This window comes from Pseudomonas sp. (assembly GCF_050739775.1).
In the GTDB taxonomy this organism is placed as follows: Bacteria; Pseudomonadota; Gammaproteobacteria; order Pseudomonadales; family Pseudomonadaceae; genus Aquipseudomonas.
The window spans coordinates 1-18,894 of the sequence record NZ_JBOICA010000031.1 but is presented as its reverse complement, the minus strand read 5'-3'; the positions used below and the strand labels follow the sequence as shown (position 1 = coordinate 18,894).

General features: G+C 57.2%; 16 protein-coding genes and 1 pseudogene. 10 read left to right on the top strand and 7 right to left on the bottom strand.

The annotated features are described in order from the left end of the window. Positions 1-75: 75 nt before the first annotated feature. The 4 genes from ACRESH_RS16950 to ACRESH_RS16935 are packed head-to-tail and all read left to right on the top strand — an operon-like array spanning position 76 to position 6,327. Entirely contained in the window at positions 76-1,332 is a 1,257-nt protein-coding gene (locus ACRESH_RS16950; protein WP_431743066.1) for a TolC family protein, read from the top strand. Further along, the gene (locus tag ACRESH_RS16945; protein ID WP_431743065.1) at positions 1,329-2,813 is read left to right on the top strand and encodes an efflux RND transporter periplasmic adaptor subunit; all 1,485 of its coding nucleotides are present in this window, start codon (positions 1,329-1,331) and stop codon (positions 2,811-2,813) included. The genes ACRESH_RS16950 and ACRESH_RS16945 overlap by 4 nt, the downstream gene beginning before the upstream one ends. Further along, positions 2,810-5,968, top strand: coding sequence for an efflux RND transporter permease subunit (locus ACRESH_RS16940; RefSeq protein WP_431743064.1), 3,159 nt, complete (start codon positions 2,810-2,812; stop codon positions 5,966-5,968). Before ACRESH_RS16945 ends, ACRESH_RS16940 begins: the two co-directional genes overlap by 4 nt. Next, positions 5,965-6,327 (top strand): copper-binding protein, encoded by a 363-nt coding sequence (locus ACRESH_RS16935; protein WP_431743063.1) that lies wholly within the window; start codon positions 5,965-5,967, stop codon positions 6,325-6,327. The genes ACRESH_RS16940 and ACRESH_RS16935 overlap by 4 nt, the downstream gene beginning before the upstream one ends. A gap of 260 nt (positions 6,328-6,587) precedes the next feature. Here the strand turns inward: ACRESH_RS16935 and ACRESH_RS16930 are convergent, their stop codons facing one another. The 4 genes from ACRESH_RS16930 to ACRESH_RS16915 form a co-directional block, all read right to left on the bottom strand. After that, positions 6,588-7,250: a methyltransferase family protein gene (locus ACRESH_RS16930; protein ID WP_431743062.1), complete on the bottom strand. Its 663-nt coding sequence runs from the start codon at positions 7,248-7,250 to the stop codon at positions 6,588-6,590. Between the two features lie 170 nt (positions 7,251-7,420). Then, complete coding sequence (locus ACRESH_RS16925; RefSeq protein WP_431743061.1) at positions 7,421-7,696, bottom strand: hypothetical protein; 276 nt, start codon at positions 7,694-7,696, stop codon at positions 7,421-7,423. Next, entirely contained in the window at positions 7,689-7,979 is a 291-nt protein-coding gene (locus ACRESH_RS16920; RefSeq protein WP_431743060.1) for a hypothetical protein, read from the bottom strand. Before ACRESH_RS16920 ends, ACRESH_RS16925 begins: the two co-directional genes overlap by 8 nt. A gap of 65 nt (positions 7,980-8,044) precedes the next feature. Continuing rightward, on the bottom strand, positions 8,045-8,488 hold the full coding sequence (locus ACRESH_RS16915) for a DUF411 domain-containing protein (RefSeq protein ID WP_431743059.1): 444 nt from the start codon (positions 8,486-8,488) through the stop codon (positions 8,045-8,047). 239 nt (positions 8,489-8,727) lie between these two features. Here ACRESH_RS16915 and ACRESH_RS16910 point away from each other — a divergent pair, with 239 nt between their 5' ends. Next, positions 8,728-8,889 carry a hypothetical protein gene (locus tag ACRESH_RS16910; protein ID WP_431743058.1) on the top strand — a complete coding sequence of 54 codons (162 nt, stop codon included), beginning with the start codon at positions 8,728-8,730 and terminating at the stop codon, positions 8,887-8,889. Between the two features lie 168 nt (positions 8,890-9,057). Here ACRESH_RS16910 and ACRESH_RS16905 read toward each other — a convergent pair whose 3' ends face one another. Then, positions 9,058-9,246 carry a co-regulatory protein PtrA N-terminal domain-containing protein gene (locus ACRESH_RS16905; protein ID WP_431743057.1) on the bottom strand — a complete coding sequence of 63 codons (189 nt, stop codon included), beginning with the start codon at positions 9,244-9,246 and terminating at the stop codon, positions 9,058-9,060. Between the two features lie 213 nt (positions 9,247-9,459). Between ACRESH_RS16905 and ACRESH_RS16900 the strand changes: the two genes are divergently transcribed. Together ACRESH_RS16900 and ACRESH_RS16895 are read left to right on the top strand one after the other, a co-directional pair. Continuing rightward, positions 9,460-10,143 (top strand): heavy metal response regulator transcription factor, encoded by a 684-nt coding sequence (locus ACRESH_RS16900; RefSeq protein ID WP_431743056.1) that lies wholly within the window; start codon positions 9,460-9,462, stop codon positions 10,141-10,143. Beyond that, positions 10,140-11,510 carry a heavy metal sensor histidine kinase gene (locus tag ACRESH_RS16895; protein WP_431743055.1) on the top strand — a complete coding sequence of 457 codons (1,371 nt, stop codon included), beginning with the start codon at positions 10,140-10,142 and terminating at the stop codon, positions 11,508-11,510. Before ACRESH_RS16900 ends, ACRESH_RS16895 begins: the two co-directional genes overlap by 4 nt. A gap of 139 nt (positions 11,511-11,649) precedes the next feature. On the opposite strand, the gene ACRESH_RS16890 is transcribed toward ACRESH_RS16895, so the two are convergent. Continuing rightward, on the bottom strand, positions 11,650-12,672 hold the full coding sequence (locus ACRESH_RS16890; RefSeq protein ID WP_431743054.1) for a DNA-binding protein: 1,023 nt from the start codon (positions 12,670-12,672) through the stop codon (positions 11,650-11,652). Positions 12,673-12,882: 210 nt separating this feature from the next. Here ACRESH_RS16890 and ACRESH_RS16885 point away from each other — a divergent pair, with 210 nt between their 5' ends. The 3 genes and pseudogenes from ACRESH_RS16885 to ACRESH_RS16875 all read left to right on the top strand — a co-directional run bounded on the left by ACRESH_RS16885 (position 12,883) and on the right by ACRESH_RS16875 (position 16,362). Then, positions 12,883-13,899, top strand: coding sequence for a site-specific integrase (locus tag ACRESH_RS16885; RefSeq protein WP_431743053.1), 1,017 nt, complete (start codon positions 12,883-12,885; stop codon positions 13,897-13,899). 383 nt (positions 13,900-14,282) lie between these two features. Beyond that, positions 14,283-15,389: pseudogene (locus tag ACRESH_RS16880) on the top strand (c-type cytochrome); the annotation flags it as partial. Position 15,390: 1 nt separating this feature from the next. Further along, complete coding sequence (locus ACRESH_RS16875; protein WP_431743052.1) at positions 15,391-16,362, top strand: XdhC family protein; 972 nt, start codon at positions 15,391-15,393, stop codon at positions 16,360-16,362. 367 nt (positions 16,363-16,729) lie between these two features. Here the strand turns inward: ACRESH_RS16875 and ACRESH_RS16870 are convergent, their stop codons facing one another. After that, a complete protein-coding gene (locus ACRESH_RS16870) occupies positions 16,730-18,679 on the bottom strand; it encodes a hypothetical protein (protein ID WP_431743051.1) in 1,950 nt (649 codons plus the stop codon). Positions 18,680-18,894: the final 215 nt, after the last annotated feature.

Here is an 18,894-nt window from a genome sequence, read left to right as displayed (position 1 = left end):
TCCTGCCTTGGCGGGATGGCATTTCTGCGTGCATGTCTAAGAGGCGCGCAGTGGAACATCACAGGAATCGTGAGCATGAACTCCCTACGCTATTGCACAGGCTGGCCCGTCGTGGCCGCCTTGGCGGCAAGCGTGTTGGCATTGCCGAGCGTCGCCGCCCCGCTGACACTCGATGAAGCCTTGCGGCTGGCCGAAAACAACGCCCCGTCACTGACCGCCCAAGCCGCGAAACTCCAGGCTGCCAGCAGTGCTGCCATTCCCGCCGGTGAGCTACCCGACCCGAAGTTACTACTGGGGGTGCAGAATTATCCCATTGGTGGCCCGGATCGCTGGAGCATTGACCAGGACTTCATGACCATGCAGATGGTTGGGGTCATGCAGGAAGTGCCCAACCGCGACAAACGCAAAGCACGTGTTGAGGTCGCCGAAGCGGCCGTTGATCGAGCTGCGGCTGAAGGTCGTGTGGAACGGCTGAATGTCCGACAGGCCACGGCGTTGGCCTGGATCAGCAGCTACTCCGTCGAGCGTAAAGAGGCGCTGTTCCAGGACTTTTACAAAGAAAATCGTCTGTTGAGCGATACCGTGCGCGCCCAGATCGCCGGCGGTCGTGCCCAGCCTGCCGATGCGGTCACGCCAAAACAGGAGGCTGCGCAATTGGCGGAACAACAGGACGACCTGATCCGCCTGCGGGCGCAGACCCGAGCGGCGCTCAAGCGCTGGATTGGCCCGGCGGCCAAAGACGAACCAACGGGTGGCTTGCCGCATTGGCCCGTCGATACATCAGGTTATTCCCATAAGCTGCAGCATCATCCCGCGTTGGCAGCGTTCACGCCGATGACCCGCGAGGCCGAAGCCAAGGTGCGTGAAGCCGAAGCGGAGAAGCAGTCCGACTGGAGCTGGGAACTCGATTACCAACGCCGCGGGCGGGAGTTCGGCGACATGGTCAGCGTGCAATTCACCTTCGACCTGCCGCTGTTCCCCGGCTCCCGACAAAATCCCAAGATCGCCGCCAAACATGCCGAATTGAATCAATTGGAGGCCGAGCGCGAAGCCCTGACACGCGAGCATACCGAGCAACTGGAGGCGGATCTGGCCGACTACGAGCGTCTGAATCGCGCTGTGAGCCGCAGCCAGGACAGCCTGGTCCCCTTGGCCAAGGAAAAGGTCGGGCTGAGTATGGCCAGCTACCGTGCCGGTAAAGGCGACCTGGCGGCTGTTATCGCGGCCCGACGTGAACTCATCGAGGCCCGTCTCAAACAAATCGACGTCGAAGAACAGCGAGCCCTGACCAACGCGCGCTTGTATTTCAACTATGGGGAAACCAGCCAATGAGCACTCGAATCTGGAAAGGGGCTGTGTTGACTGGCTTGTCGGTCGCCCTAGGGGTTGTCGGCGGTTACTGGTTCGCTCAGCAACGCCCGAACACAACGCCTGATACGCTCGCCGCACAGAGTCCCAAGACACAAGACGAACGTAAGGTGCTGTATTGGTACGACCCGATGGTCCCGCAGCAGAAGTTCGATAAACCGGGCAAATCGCCCTTTATGGACATGCAGCTGGTACCGCAATACGCGGATGGCGCAACCAGCGGTGCCGCGATCAGCATCGACCCGGGCCTGACTCAGAATCTGGGACTCCGCCTGGCGACCGTCACCCGTGGAGTCCTCGCTTCCAGTTTGGACGTGGTCGGCGTGCTGGCGTTCAACGAGCGAGACGTCGCCGTTATCCAGGCGCGTACCGCCGGTTTTGTCGAGCGGGTTTATGCCCGTGCGCCCGGTGATGTACTCAAGGCCAATGCGCCATTGGCAGATATCCTGGTACCGGAATGGGCCGCAGCTCAGGAAGAATTCCTCGCGCTGAAACGTAATGGCGATACCGACTTGTTGCTGGCGGCCCGCCAACGGTTACGCCTCACCGGGATGCCAACGGCGCTGATTACCCAAGTAGAACGCAGCGGCAAGATTCAGCCGAACCTGACCCTCACCAGCCCCATCAGTGGTGTGCTGCAAGAGTTGGATGTCCGTACGGGCATGACCGTGGCGGCTGGCGAGACGCTGGCTCGCGTCAATGGCTTGAACAGTGTCTGGCTGGCGGTGGCGGTTCCAGAGTCGGAAACTGGATCGATCGTCGTCGGGCAAACGGTCGAAGCACGCTTGCCGGCCTTCCCGGGGACGGTACTCAACGGCACGGTCAGCGCAATTCTGCCTGAGACCAATCCGGACAGCCGCACCGTTCGCGTACGCGTCGAGCTGCCCAACCCTGACGGGCGTCTCAGACCCGGATTGACGGCGCAGGTACGCCTGAACCACACGAGCGAGCAAATTGCGTTGTGGGTGCCGAGCGAGGCGGTTATTCGCACCGGCCGGCGCACGCTGGTGATGCTCGCTGAAGATGCGGGTCGCTACCGTCCGGTAGAGGTGCAACTCGGGCAGGAGAACGACGGCAAGACGGCGGTATTGAAAGGCTTGCAAGAAGGTCAACAGGTAGTCAGCTCCGGCCAGTTCCTGCTCGACTCCGAGGCCAGCCTGAAGGGCATCGTCGCCAGCACGCTGGAAATGCCAGCACCTCCCACCGCTGCCCCGACCCTTCATGAGTCGGAGGGACAAGTCCTGCAGATCAATAGCAAAGACGTCACGCTCGCCCATGGCCCCTTCAAGACGTTGGGCATGCCCGGCATGACCATGACCTTTCCGTTAGCCGACCCGGCACTCATGCAAGGGCTCAAATCGGGTGACAAGGTTCGTATATCAGTCAGTCAAACCGATGATGGTTTGCGCGTTGAGCGTCTGGAAAAACTCGGGGGCCAGCCATGATCGCCGCCCTGATCCGCTGGTCAGTCGCTAACCGCTTTCTGGTGCTTTTGGCCACGCTGTTCGTCACGGCCTGGGGCGTCTGGTCGGTGCAGAGCACGCCCATCGATGCGCTGCCGGACCTGTCCGACGTTCAGGTGATCATTCGCACCCCGTATCCGGGCCAGGCACCGCAAATCGTCGAGAACCAGGTGACCTACCCGTTGGCCACCACCATGCTCTCGGTACCGGGGGCGAAAACCGTGCGCGGTTATTCCTTTTTCGGCGACAGCTTCGTGTACGTGCTGTTCGAAAACGGTACCGATATGTATTGGGCCCGCTCGCGGGTGTTGGAGTACCTGAGCCAGATACAAAGTCGCCTGCCGGCCAGTGCCAAACCGGCGTTGGGTCCAGATGCCACCGGGGTGGGCTGGATCTATCAGTACGCCCTGGTGGATCGCACCGGTGGACATGATCTAGCGCAGCTGCGCGCACTACAGGACTGGTTTCTCAAGTTCGAACTCAAGACTTTGCCGAGCGTGGCGGAAGTGGCCACCGTGGGCGGCATGGTCAAGCAGTATCAAGTGCAGCTCGATCCGCTCAAACTGGCCAGCCTGGGCATCACCCAGGCACAGGTGACTGAGGCGATTGGCAAAGCCAACCAGGAAACCGGTGGTGCGGTGTTGGAGATGGCGGAGACTGAGTTCATGGTCCGCGCTTCCGGTTACCTGAAGACCCTCAATGACTTTCGTGCAATCCCGTTGAAGCTCGCTGCGGGTGGCGTGCCAGTGACCCTTGGCGATGTGGCCACGATCCAGCTGGGGCCGGAGATGCGTCGTGGCATCACCGAACTCGACGGTGAGGGTGAAACCGTCGGCGGCGTGGTGATTCTGCGCAGCGGCAAGAACGCCCGCGAGACCATCGCAGCAGTCAAAACCAAGCTCGACGAGTTGAAGAAAAGCCTGCCGGCCGGGGTGGAAATAGTCACCACCTACGATCGCAGCAAGCTGATCGACCGCGCCGTGGAAAACCTCAGCCACAAGCTGCTCGAAGAGTTCATCGTCGTCGCGTTGGTCTGCGGGATCTTCCTCTGGCATTTGCGCTCGTCCCTGGTGGCCATTATCTCGCTGCCGGTCGGGGTGCTGATGGCCTTCATCGTCATGCGCTACCAGGGAATCAACGCCAACATCATGTCCCTGGGCGGGATCGCCATTGCCATCGGTGCCATGGTTGATGCCGCAGTGGTGATGATCGAAAACGCCCACAAGAAGGTCGAGGCCTGGCACAAGGCCCATCCCGGCGAAGAGCTGAAGGGTGAACATCACTGGCATGTAATGACCGAAGCGGCGGCCGAGGTCGGTCCGGCACTGTTCTTCTGTCTGTTGATCATCACGCTGTCGTTCATCCCGGTGTTCACGTTGGAGGCCCAAGAGGGACGGCTGTTCGGCCCGCTGGCTTTCACCAAGACCTATGCCATGGCTGCGGCGGCCGCACTGTCGGTGACCCTGGTGCCGGTATTGATGGGTTACTGGATTCGTGGGCGGATTCCCAATGAGGAACAGAACCCGCTGAACCGCTGGTTGATCAGGCTCTACCAGCCAGCCTTGGACGCGGTGCTGCGTCGACCCAAAGTTACCATGCTGGTCGCACTGCTGGTGTTCCTCAGCGCGCTATGGCCGATGTCCCGGTTGGGGGGCGAGTTCCTGCCCCCGCTGGACGAGGGCGATCTGCTCTACATGCCCTCGGCGCTGCCAGGGTTGTCGGCGCAGAAAGCCGCGCAACTGCTGCAACAGACTGACCGGCTGATCAAGACCGTCCCCGAAGTCGACCATGTCTTCGGTAAGGCTGGCCGCGCCGAAACCGCCACCGACCCGGCGCCACTGGAGATGTTCGAGACCACCATTCAGTTCAAGCCGCGTGAGCAATGGCGACCCGGCCTGACCCAAGAGAAGCTGGTGGAGGAACTGGATCGGGTGGTCCGAGTTCCGGGACTGACCAATATCTGGATCCCACCGATCCGCAATCGCATCGACATGCTCGCCACCGGGATCAAGAGCCCGATCGGGGTGAAAATTGCCGGTAGCAACCTGACGGAGATCGATGCCGCCACTCAGGCGGTCGAGCGCGTGGCCAAAGACGTGCCTGGGGTCAGTTCAGCCCTGGCCGAACGCCTGACCGGTGGCCGCTATATCGACGTGGATATCGACCGCAAAGCTGCTGCTCGCTATGGGCTGAACATCGCCGATGTGCAGTCGATCGTGGCCGGTGCTATCGGCGGTGAAAACATCGGGGAGACCATTGAAGGGCTCGCCCGCTTCCCGATCAATGTGCGATATCCGCGTGAGTGGCGTGATTCGCTTGGCGCCCTGGAACAACTGCCGATCTACACCCCGCTGGGGAGCCAGATCACCCTTGGCACTGTGGCGAAGGTCAAGGTTACCGATGGCCCTCCCATGCTCAAGAGCGAGAACGCCCGACCTTCTGGCTGGGTGTATATCGATGTGCGTGGCCGGGATATTGCCTCGGTAGTCGCCGACCTGCGCCAGGTCGTCAGTGAGCAGGTCAAACTGCAGCCAGGCATGAGTTTGAGCTACTCGGGGCAGTTCGAATTTCTTGAGCGAGCCAATGCACGACTCAAGCTGGTGGTGCCGGCCACGCTGTTAATCATTTTCGTCCTGCTCTACCTGACCTTTGCTCGCTTCGACGAGGCCTTGCTGATCATGGCCACGTTGCCATTCGCTCTCACCGGCGGAGCGTGGTTCCTCTATCTGCTGGGCTTCAACCTGTCAGTGGCTACCGGGGTCGGCTTTATTGCCTTGGCCGGCGTATCGGCCGAGTTTGGCGTGATCATGCTGCTTTACCTGAAGAACGCCTGGTCCGAACGCGAAGACCTCGGCGACAGTACCGAGCGCGGGCTACTGGCCGCGATTCGCGAAGGTGCAGTGCTGCGCGTTCGCCCCAAGGCCATGACCGTGGCGGTGATCATCGCCGGCTTATTGCCGATACTCTGGGGCAGCGGCACCGGTAGCGAAGTCATGAGTCGCATCGCCGCACCGATGGTCGGTGGCATGGTCACTGCTCCCTTGTTATCCCTGTTTGTTATTCCGGCGGCCTACCGCTTGATGCGCCGTCGGCACCTCCCCGTTGCACCCACCAATCCTCAAGGAAAAGTCGTATGAAACTGACCCTCATCACTGTTGCAAGCACCGTCGTTGCCCTGTCCCTTCCTGCTCAAGCAGAAGACATGCCGGGTATGAAGATGGACACTACGCCCATGCAAGGCATGCAGATGGCGCAGGAGACCAAGCAGGCTCCAGTGGCCAAAGCCGAGGGCACGATCAAGGCCATCGATACCACAAAACATACGGTAACCATCGCCCATGGCGCCGTACCGGCCGTGCAGTGGCCGGCCATGACCATGGCATTCAACGCCACAACCAAACAACTGGCAGGCCTGAAGGCTGGGGATCAAGTAGTGTTTGAGTTTCGTGCCGAGGGCATGGGAGCCACCATCGTGTCGATCAAGCCCCTGAAGTAACCATGGCATGGATGGCTGGTTCGACCACCAAGCTGATACCGGACCAGCTATCCACCATTCATCGACACACAGGTCAGCGAAAGGCCGGCAGCCCTACGGGGTAATGAAGAGTTTATTGCTCCACCATCCTCTCGTTTGACTCCTTTGGTTTGGAGGATGGTTTCAGGCGCCTGAGGTAGGCGCCTTTTTTCGGTCAATACGAATTCTGGGTGACCCGTTTGTGGTGACGTGTTCGTCACGCAGGTTCAGAGGGCACGAGGTTATTGCTGATAAGCAAAGAGCAGTGAATGGATGAACTCCCGCCAATTCCGTAAGCGTGGGAACAACATGGGCACCCGCTGTCGATAGGTCTGATACTCCTCGCCAAAACGTTCGGTCAAGGCCGACTCCTCGCGTTTCGCTAGACGGACATAAGCCCAGACGATCAGGGGAAACAACAATAACGTGATCACCGTCGGCCAGTGAATCACCTGCCCAAAGACCGCTAGCATGATCCCGGTGTATTGCGGGTGGCGGACCACACCGTAGACACCCTGTGTCGCCAGCTTCCCCTCCAGACTTGTGCGATAAACCTGTACCCAGCCCCGGATCAACAGCGCCAGGCCGATCACGATGAACACACCGCCCAACATCATTTCCAGCATGGCCCCGGTAGCACCGTAGCCCAGCATTGTTGCCCAGAGATGGCCCGAAATTCCGGTCAGCGGGATATCGATTCCCAGGAAACCAGTCAGCAGGTAAATAGTCAGTGGGAAACCGTACATCTCGGCGTATAACGCGATGATGAACGCTTGCACTAAACCTGCGCCCATCCAGTCGCGCCAACTGCGTGGAGCGACAAAACGGTAGAAAACCCAGGATGCAATGAGCACCATGATCAGCACCCACCCCCAGTGCCCATAGTGCATGGAAAAGCTATTCATGATTAGGCTCCATCTCGATCAACAGCGGATCGGCATTCAGCATCGGCCCCAGGAAGAACCATCGGAGCATCCGAGTAACGATATGGCTTACGCGCGCGATACCCTACTCAGAAGTAGTTGCCCGTGCCTCTCTGGCTAAGAGGGCACGGGGTTAACGATTAAACGAACTGTTATTGAGTCTTAGTGCTGCCTTGAGCGGGTTCATTGCCCATGTGCTTGTTCATATTTTCCATCATCGTATTGCAGTTTTTCATCATGACGGACATTTCCTGCATCATGTCCATCATCGGCATTTTACCGTCTTTCATCATCGGCATATCCTGTCCCTTCATCATGTCAGAACTGTCCTTAGTAGGGGCTTTTGGCTGCTCGGCAAAACTCGTGGGAATAGTTCCAAGAGTTAGGAGAACGGCGAGTACGGCGGTGTAGGCAGTTGCGTTACGCATGATGCTTCTCCTGATCAACGACTTGGGGTTTCGATAGGCTCTGGGGCAGCAACGACTGATCCGGAGCCTTCTGCTCGCAGGCAGTTTTACCGCCCATGCTTTTCATGCAGAGCCCAACCATTAACAGGCAGGGCAGAATAGAAAGCAGAGCAGGCAGAGTGACTACCGCAAACAGAGCGTTCAGGTTAAAAAGCAAAGTGAACACGATTGCAACGACAAGCCCTGCAATCAGCGGTTGATGTTGCAACATAATTTTTGCATGTCGCGCTATATTCTTGATCATGGTGAATCCTCTAAATTTCAGATACTTATCTACACTTTCTCAGAAAAACTCATGCTCAGACGCTTCTACTGGGTCATGTAGAGCCAGCTTTTATCTCCGTCAAAGGCGTAAATTTCGAACGGTTTCTGCTGGGTGCCGTCCATGCCAGGCGATCCAGGTGGCATCCCGGCCAAGGTGATACCGCGAATTGCAGGGTGCTCTGCCAGTAATTTATTGACGGCTGTTAGCGGGACGTGGCCGCTAATAACGTAACCATCAATGGCAACGGCATGGCAGCCTGCCAAAGAGTAGGGAAGACCAGATGCCTTATTGACCTGCTGAAGCTGTGCAGAATCCGCGACAATCGACACCTTGAAACCACCTTCGCGCAGATAGTCCGCATATTTATCGCAGCACGTACAACTTGGGTTTTTATAGAGAACGACTTCTTCAGCAGCGTTAACTATAGGCATCGCAAGGACAGTGAGTGCGAGTAACATCCCACCCCAAAATGTGGCTGATTTATTCACGGTAACCACCTAATCCTTCTCCGCTGACGATAAAAATATTAGTTGTAGTCCCGAGCGACGGCCTTGATGTTCTTCTGGTGGTATTACTGAAGAACGAACGAGCTAGCCCTCGGCGTGGTTAGGATAGGCTGGAATGTTTAGGAGGAAAAGGATCTGGAGCAACGGGCATACGACCGAGTGAAGTTGTATGGCAGTCGTATGGAGATGACTTTAAGGCGTACCAGATTGAAACAAGAAACGTGACCGCTCCCGTTGAGGGAATGGAACAATTTATCGAACAAGTGACTTGGTTCGACATATCAGGGCAGATATTCATTCTGCTGGATTCAGAAAGCATACTCTGCGCTGCCGCACAGTTAAGAGAGGTATTTGAAGACTCAGATCCAAACATCAAGGCTTGACCATGTGCTGCCGCTACGACTAACAGCAGCACCATGAGCAGCTTGATCAAGGTTTTATCCAGATTTTGAGCCATCACAGCACATAGCTCCCTCAACTTTGAAGAGTACGCCTTGAGACAAGCTCAGGAGCGCTCCTGTACCACACAGCCACTCCTACCTGACTCAAGCCTATTTATGAACCATTACCCCCTTTAGATTAGGCGCTGGCTGCGATTTCACAGCTTGTTGTGCCATGTTTCTGTCCTGATCCTGATGAGCGGCAAAGCGTGCAATAACGCGGTCTCCACCACCTTCAGCCCACGCTATGGAGGACAAAAGGACCGAACCGGCCACCAGCGCAATTTTGATGAGTTTCATGAGACAGTCTCCTCAAGCGGGTAAATGTTCAACGACAACCTAGAATAGGGTTTACGTTTGGCTGTCGACATGAGCCCTACACGGTGCTCATGACTTCACCCTAGATGGCCTCCCTGATAGAAAGCTGAAGCGAAAATTACATTTCTGTAAGTATCTGGTGGGTGAGCTCAACCCCACGCACACTCCAGGTGCCAGCCACGTGAGAACACCCCTATGAAACTCCTGTTAGCTGAAGACGAGCCGAGAATTGGTATCTACGTGCAACAGGGGCTGAATGAGGCCGGATTCAATGTAGATCTGGTGACCAGCGGTACCAACGCCCTTCAGCACGCCCTAAGCGAAGCTTATGACCTGCTGATACTGGACGTTACGATGCCCGGCCTGGATGGTTGGGAAGTACTGCGCATGGTTCGCGCGGCAGGCAAGCATGTTCCCGTGCTCTTCCTGACCGCTCGTGACCGAGTCGAGGATCGAGTTAAGGGCCTGGAGCTGGGTGCGGACGATTACCTGATCAAGCCCTTTGCCTTTTCCGAACTGCTGGCCAGGGTCCGGAGCCTCTTGCGCCGGGGTAGCAATGCTCCGGCACAATCCCATATCAAGATTGCTGACCTTGAAGTCGACCTGATGAAGCGGAGAGCCCTTCGCGGCGGCAAGCGCATCGATCTCACGGCCAAAGAGTTTGCCCTTCTTGAGTTACTACTGCGCCGACGGGGTGAGGTGTTGCCCAAGTCGCTGATCGCCTCGCAGGTCTGGGACATTAATTTCGACAGTGATACAAACGTCATCGAGGTCGCAATCAGGCGGCTTAGAGCCAAAATTGATGATGACTTCGACCTCAAGTTGATCAGTACCGTGCGGGGAATGGGCTACATGCTCGATACACCGGAGTCGACATGAATAGATTCTCCCTGACGACGCGTCTGAGTGTGATGTTCATGCTGGTTGTCGTTGCGGTGCTGACGGTTGCAGGGTTCAGCTTCAACTATCTCTGTCAGCAGCATTTCAATTCGCTTAATCAGCAAACGCTGGTCGAAAAACTGCAAACCAGCCAAAGCATTTTGGGGGCGATGCCCAACATTGGTACTTTCGATGAATTGAAGCCACAACTTCAGGCCTTGCTGGGGACGAATCAAGATCTCATCGCGAGCATTTTCGACGGAGGTAGAAAGGTACTCTTTGCCCATCCGGCAGCGCTCGACATTCCTGAGCGGTTCCGCAACGCAAGTCACCAAGCTTGGGAGTGGCAGGATCAGGGGCAAATGTTTCGCGGCATGACCACGCAGGTCGCCGTTGCGGGGCAAGAGAACCCCATGACGTTGATCATCGCGCTCGATGTCACCGACAATATGTTCCTCTTCGAAACGCTCAAGTGGTGGCTCTGGATAGGTTTGTTGATTTGCATCGTCGTTTGTGCAGGCTTGGGCTGGGGCGTCGCTCACAGAGGCTTGCGCCCATTGGAGCAGGTGACCAGGGCCGCAGCTTCAATTTCTGCCAACTCACTCAAAGAACGTATCCCAACGGCGTCGATTCCATCGGAACTACGGCAGCTTGTTTCCTCATTCAACGGCATGCTGGCGAGACTGGACGACGCCTTCGGAAGGCTCTCCAACTATTCGGCCGACATTGCCCATGAGCTGCGTACACCGGTCAGCAATCTGATGACCCACACAGAGGTTGTTCTTTCGAAAAAGAGAAGTGTCGAGGATTACGAGGAAAATCTGTACTCGAATCTGGAGGACCTGAAACGCATGTCTCGAATGATCGACGACATGCTGTTTTTGGCCAAAGCGGACAACGGTCTGGTCGTTCCTGAGCGCGAGTGGATCGCTCTTGAGGGGGTGGTGGATACGATTCTTGAATACTACTACCTGCTGGCGGATGAGCGCGGTATTGAACTCAAACTGTCTGGATCGGGGAGTATTCAAGGCGATGTCCTCATGGTACATCGCGCTATTTCCAACCTGCTTTCCAATGCGCTGCGATATACCCCGCAGGGTAAAACTATCAGCGTGCAGCTCAGCCAGAACAGCACCTCCACTATACTGACGGTGGAAAATCCTGGAGAAACCATCCCGCCTGAGCACCTGGAAAGGTTGTTCGACCGGTTCTACCGGGTCCATCCAGCTCGATGCGAAGGCAGTCCGAGCAACGTTGGCCTGGGCTTGGCCATCATCCGCTCGATCATTGAAGCTCATCAAGGCAAGGTCTGGTGCACCTCAGCCAACGGCTCGACAGCCTTCCACCTGGAGTTTCCCGCGCCGTAGGGGATCAATGCCGGGTTAGTTAGCCAACCCAACGCGCTGACAGATCCTCCAGCTTCTGTTGGGGCGTGCGACGCTCCAGCGATTAAACACGATACTCGCGTCGACAGCATGTTGAGGCCAAAATACCCCGATGAGCACGTCAGGGTTGTCCACTCTTGGCTTTGAATTCCGCGAGTTGGCTGGATAGCACCGCGCTGTCTTGCAGGAGCAACTGCTTTTCTGTGGCCAACTCGGTCAACTGGGTTTCAGTTTGGGTTAAGCGTTCCGCCAGTAGGCTTCGCTCCCGCTCGATCACGGCAAGGTTCGTCTGCGTATCAACCAAACACCGCTCGCCATGGCCATGGCGTTGTTCCAGTGCCTGATGGCCCTGTTTCAGCGCGGTGAATTGAAGTGCCACATGCTCTTGCGCGCTGCGGCTTTGGGTAAGCGCTTCCTGAGTCGTGAGCAAAGTGTTTTTTAGGTGATCATTGTCTTGCGATAGGCGCTGTTCCTGAGCGTGCAGTTCACCCAGGCGGGTTTGCTGAACGAGCAGTCGTTGCCGAAGTTCGGTCAGTTCGTGTTCCAGGCGATGCTGGCGTTGCTCCGCGGCCTGGCGCTCGTCGGCACGTTGTTGAGCGACCGAGACTTGGTAATGCTCAAACTGCACTCGCCCTTGCTGCAGTTGCTGGGTCAATGAGGCCACCTCGCTGGCGCGATCCGTCAGTCGCTGTTCGAGCCCGGTCTTTTCACTGCCCAGACAGGCCAAGACGATCTCCTGACGGTGCACGGTTTCATCCAACTCTTGGAGACGCGTATCGGCTGCTACAAGAGCCTGGGCTTGCTGCTCCTGGACGTTGAGTAGAGCTTCCTGCTCCACAACCGCCTGCTGCAACTGTTCGTGCAGCGCGGCGGTAGATGCCTGATGGATCTGCTCCGCTTGCTCGAGTTGCAGGGTCGCCTGCGCCTGGACTTTTTCGTACACCTCTTTCAACGCCAGCACGAGTTCGGCCGGCAAGCCGAGTTCGGCCTGGACCACCGTGCCTGGGTGTGCGCTTTTCCAGCGCTTTAACAAGGGCGCAATCGTGCTCTTACTACCGGTTCCGCCGAGGGCGGCACGGATACTGTCGATTGTAGGATTTTGGCCTTCGGCCGCGAGTCGGGCCGCGGCGTTGGCAACATGCACATAGAGAACTCCTGAGCGAGCCATACACGCCTCCGATTTTTTCGTACCATAATATGGAAAACGTAATACAACGATTTCAGTACAGAATAGATCAGCCTTGTGAAACTATCCGTTAACCCACGATAAGCGTGGTTATCGTGGGTTACATGCCTCTGTTTGGTATTCCCGCCTATACTCTGCGGTACACAGGCTCTAAACAGGCGTTTCGTGATGACGACGAGCCATAACGACGACAGCGTCCCCGCAGCACGGTCTGATGACCCGGCGGCGCCTACCCGTACCCACGGTACGCTTGCCACGCCCGAGCAGTTAGTCGAACAACACCAGCGCTTTCTCGCGGCGGCTACTTCTGACAACACCCGGCGTACCTACCGCTCGGCGATTCGCCACTTCCAAGCCTGGGGCGGCGTGTTGCCGTGTGATGAGGCGGCGGTGATTCGCTACCTGCTGTCGTTTGCGGAAGCGCTGAACCCGCGCACCCTGACGCTGCGCCTGACCGCACTGTCGCAGTGGCACCGTTATCAGGGCTTTCCCGATCCGACCGCGACCGCCACCGTGCGCAAAACCTTGCGCGGGATTGAGCGGGTGCATGGCCGTCCGCGACAAAAGGCCAAGGCCTTGCTCCTGGAAGATCTTGAACGCCTGGTGAGGCACCTGGACGCGCTCGACGGGCTTGCCGCGCGGCGTGACAGCGCGCTGTTGCAGGTGGGGTTCTTCGGCGCGTTTCGGCGCAACGAACTGGTCACGCTGCAGGTCAGCGATCTACAGTGGGAGCGCGAAGGTCTGCTCATCCTGTTGCCCCGCTCCAAGACGGACCAGGAGAGCGAAGGCCTGAACAAGGCTATTCCCTATGGCGACAGCCTGTGCTGCCCAGCAAAGGCGTTACGGTGCTGGCTGGATGCCGCTCAGATCGAGCAGGGCCCGCTGTTCCGGCGTATCAGCCGCTGGGGCGTAGTCGGTGAGGCGGCGCTGTACGAGGGCAGTGTGAATAGCATTCTGACCCGCCGCGCCCGCGAAGCGGGGCTCCTCCATGACCTGGAGATGAGCAGTCACAGTCTACGCCGAGGCTTGGCCACCAGCGCCCATCGTGCCGGGGCGGACTTTCTGGAAATTAAGCGCCAGGGTGGCTGGCGGCACGACGGCACTGTGCACGGCTATATCGAGGAGGCGGGAGCCTTTGAAGACAACGCCGCCGGTTCGTTATTACGGCGTAAGCCATCAACCTAGTCCTCGATTCCTACGGGAGCTGTTTGATACTCGGCTGCGCAGTCACCAAATAATAGAAAGGCTATTAAGAACATAATTACGGGTGAAGTGAGTGAATTTTCCCCTTATCTCGGCATAACCCCTGATCTGCCTGCTCGTCGCCACGCCGGTGTTTGTCGACGTCGACCGCAATACGCTGATGACCGATGCCGCGCGCATCGAGGTGACTAGGCTGTCCGCTCCCGAGATGCCATAGCTATCATTCCTCAAGAAAATCGAAAGCATCAGCGTAGAGGGCAAAACTGGGTGCGCGGGCAGAGGAAAGCGTCGTGATATAAAAATCTAGCTATATCAAAAAGTTACAGAGCGAATGTCCTAATTTTCCTTTATCTCGGCATTACCCCCATACGGCGCCCGGCGGGGCGCCGTATGCCGGCGGGCTGCCGATCGTCTCGCCGTTCGGGACCATCTATGGCACCAACATCACCCCGGACAAGGAGCACGGCATTGGTCTGTACAGCGGCGACGAATTCTTCGCCGCGCTGACCCAAGGCAAACGCCGCGATGGCGCCAACCTGTATCCGGCGATGCCCTACACCTCCTATCACTTGATGCCCCGTGAGGACGCCGACGCCATTCATGCCTACCTGCTGACGGTGGCACCGATCAACCGTGCGGCGCCTGTCACCCGCCTGAGCTTTCCGTTCAACGTGCGGCTGGGGCTCATCGGCTGGAACCTGCTTTACGGCAAGAGTGTGCAACTGGCGCCCGCCGATGGCAAAAGCGAAGCCTGGAAGCGCGGTCAGTACATGGTCGATGTGCTCGGTCACTGCGGCGAATGCCATACCCCACGCGGCTTGCCCGGCGCGCTGGAGCAGGACAAGCGCATGACCGGCGGCATTCTCAATGGCTACCTGGCGCCCAGCCTGTTGGCCAATGATCTGGCCGCGCGCGGCTGGACCCACCAGGACCTGAGCTCGTTTCTCAAGTACGGCATGAGCGCCCAGGGCACCATGTTCAACGAAATGTTCCCGGTGTTCCACAACAGCACCCAGCGACTCAACGACCAGGACCTGGCCGCCATGGCGACCTTTCTGCTCGGCGATCAGCCGCCGCCGGCAAAGGCCCTGGTCGAGGTGCCAGTGGACAAGCTCAGTGCCAGCGCTCAGCGTGGCCGCCTGCAATACCTGAATGTGTGCGCCGGCTGCCATGGTGTTGGCGGCGAAGGCAAACCGCATATCGCCGTGGCCATGCAAGGCAATACCACCTTGCGCCTGGAAGACCCGCGCAACCTGTTGCGGGTGATCGAGGACGGCATCGGCGAGCAGAAGTTTGCCGGGTTCGAACGCATGCAACCGATGCCGGGCTTCGCCGACAAGCTCAGCAACGAGCAACTGGCCGATCTGCTCAATTACCTGCGCCAGGCCTGGGGTGGTCAACCGACCGAGCTGGCAGTCAGCCAGGTGGAGCAGTTGAAAGCCGAAGCTCCGGCCGAGCACAAGGTGCGCTGACATGCAGCATCTCGACCTGCAAGTGGTACGGCGGGCGCTGGCCTGGTCCAACGCTGGCCGGCGTGTCTGGCTCTGCACGGTGCTCTGTACCTATGGCTCGGCGCCTCGTGCGCCGGGTTCGCTGCTGGCGGTGAACAGCTCCGGGCAATGGATCGGTTCGCTGTCCGGCGGTTGCGTGGAGGACGATTTTCTCGCCCGCGTGGCCGAGGGCGCGTTTCTTGATGCCGTCGCCGTGGTGCGCTACGGCGACGGCGACGACCCTCGCTCGCAGGTGCGCTTGCCCTGCGGCGGCCTGCTGGATGTGCTGGTGGAAAAGCTTGAACCCGATTGTGAGGTACAAGCGCACCTGCGCGAACTGGAGTCCGCCCTGCTTGGCCAGCGCCGGTTGATCCGCGAGGTCGATCTGGCCAGTGGCGCACGACGCCTGGTTGCCGACCATGAACACGGGCCGCGCGTAGCGCGCGAGAAGGAGCGCGTGCGCCTGCGCATCGGCGCGGCCCAGCGTCTGCTGCTTGCCGGCTATTCCAGCGTGGCGCAGGCCTGTGCGGAATTCGCGGTGGGCCTTGGCTTCGAGGTGATCCTCTGCGACCCGCGTGAAGAGGCGCTTGAAGGTGTAGTGCTGGACAACGTGGAGATTCGTCGCGAGCTGCCGTCGCTGTTCATTGCCCAAGGTGGTTGCCATAGCGATACGGCCGTGGTGGCGCTGACTCACGACCCGCGCATCGACGACCTTGCCATGATGGAAGCGGTGCGCACCGATGCGTTTTATATCGGGGTGATGGGATCGATGCAGACGTCGCAAAAGCGTTTCGAGCGATTGCGCCGTATTGGCGGTTTGAGTGAACCGGAGCTGGCCCGCATTCATGCTCCAATCGGCCTCAACCTGGGCAGCAAAACTCCGGCGGAGATCGCCTTGGCGGTCCTTGCCGATATCTTGCGTGTTCGCAGCGGTATTGCCCGCGATCGCCTTTGACTTAATTTTCGACCGCTACTTTGCGGTCGGACGCAGCCTGTGGCAGCTGCTACAAGGTGCGCGATTTGAGTCAAAGGGGGCGTGCCGAGATAAGAGGATAATTCTCTCATCTGGTCTGCAATTACTTGTCGGGATTGAAAGATGTGGTACTCGGCTGAAGCTTTATATGCCTCTTCAAATAGAATTCTCTCGACAAGCTCAAATGCAGGCTTAAAAGCCCGAACCAATATAGACTTGACAGCCCCTGATAAAATAGAAACTACATCCATTACGCAGCCTGCTTAACAATAAAATTAATAACTATTGCTCTGTGATACTAATCCACAGTCCATTCACAAGAGCGCGCCATTAGACTTTTCGCGCTACCTTATCGAAAGGCAGCACGTTCCATAAGGGCTAAGCGAATATGTAAAACTTCCCACGTCAGATCCGTTACGGTTCCGCGTAGACCGGCTGATAAATCAGAAGCCAATCTTACGTCCACTTCATTTTCCAGTTCATTCTGAAAGCGACTGAATATACGACTAAGAGAACCTGCTGCGTCGATAAGCTCATCATCTACAGTATCGTCTAGCTTCGTCGCAATGCACTCCATACTGTGTCGGCATCGCTCCATCATGCTCGTTACAAATTCAAGTTCTTTGGCATTCATCTCACGCCCTGATTCTGCGCAAGCTGCCGACATAGCACTGATGGCATCCAGCGCCTCATCATAAAATTTCAAATCATCATCAATTATCGGGGGATACGGCAAGCTGTCTTTCCATTTGTCAGCGAACGTGGCGTCAGGGAATAGCGAAAGTATGAAAGTCATGCCAATAGGAGATAAGCACCCATTGATTACCGCTCCATAGCTAATCGTTGCGTTGTTTGATAGTGCAGCTGCCACTGCGGAGAAAGCTTCTTCCGTGGTTAACCAATCAAAAAGCGTCTCTACCTTCAAGAGAACAGCAAACTCAGCATCAGGCCATTGAGCGCCCCTGCTTTTAGGTTGTCTACGCGAATACACTTCGACGTCTAACCCTTTTTCCGCCATAGCGAGCCGTATCTGTGTTCGGCGAGCGGATGTCAATGAGTCAGCCCTTTGAAACGCATCATTCGCAGCGCGACGTAGAACTGAGTGCCGACGACTCATGGTACGAAAGCGGCTTGCAGAAACGCGGCGCTGATCCGGATTCATAGCAGCGTCGGCAAGTACCGCGCGTATCTGCCGAAGCGTCTCGGCTATTTGAACCAACATTTCAAGGGGGGGCTCGCTGGTCATGCGCCATAACTCTGGGCGATGTAATAACTCCGCGTCGCGCACCAAGCCAGCTGTCCGGGCAGCCATTAGGTTCGGCTTTTCCGAAACTCCATCAGTCAGTTCAGTCATCAGTCGTTGCAGACCTGTAACAAAGTCATGAAGTTTGTCACCATCATTCGACTTACCTGGTGATAGAGGCCCGGAGATTGACTCACTAATACTCGGAGGTTGAATGAACGTTGTTAGCCAATCTCGAATCTGCAGAAGCATTTTCCACTTCGCTCCTGGGGTTTCCATCCGACAGTAGAAATCCCCCGCCTCCCTCAGCTTTACTCCAAGTTCATTGATTGCAACGGCTAAGTCTGTTGTGCGTTGGGTCTCGGTGGGAGCAGCTACCAATCGGTTGATCGCTCGAATTTGAGCCTGGTTCCAGGCAATTCGTATCGGAGCTATGACGGCATGGCGCGGCATTCGTTTGGTGTTCTGAGAGTGCGCTCCATACCCAACGGGATGGCCGTCGCAGAAGATCGCGTCTGAAATGAGGAGCTCGGCATCAGGTACCACAGCGCTCATGGCCGTGCATAAACGTACGACCTCCTCATTCAGATCTGACTGAACCTCAGAATGAACGAAACGAACGTACCCAGTCACACTGAGCTTGCCATCAGACTCTCCGATTTCAGGGCAAGTTACCCAAGGTGTCTCACTGTACAAGCGATTTATTAGAGCAGACGTGCCTCCGCACATCTCAATGACAGCTCGTGCAGCATCTAAATCTACTTCTCTTAAAGTGATTAGAAGAGCTAGAAGGTCTTCCAAGGGGGTATTAGTCAAGTCTCCACTTGGAATGCACTTGGTAGACGGCGGTGATTTGCAACCGACAATTGGTAATAAGGTCGCTGCCAGCTCGGCCGCCTCGCTAACACTCAATTGGGCAGGCCAAGCGCTTGCTGCCATCTTGATCAAAGTATTACGAAGATCTGCGACATCGACTTTCGAGAAGGAGGCATGCGCTATCTTCGGTTTGGCGAACAACGGTTCGTCGCCGAAATCCATGCTCGCGAGAGTAAACATAAAAGTGAAACCGCTTAAGCGGTCCTCAATATCTACTGAACGAGAAATTTCCAGCCATTTTTCTGCAATTCTATCCGCGGTTGCGAGTCCTAGTGTTCTGTCTCAAAAATAAATTTCCTACTTGAGCTACTCTTCCATAGTCAGCCGTGACATGGAGTGCCGCTATGAACTCTCAAGACATCGTGCTCAGTGACGACGAACAAGTTGAGCTGAAC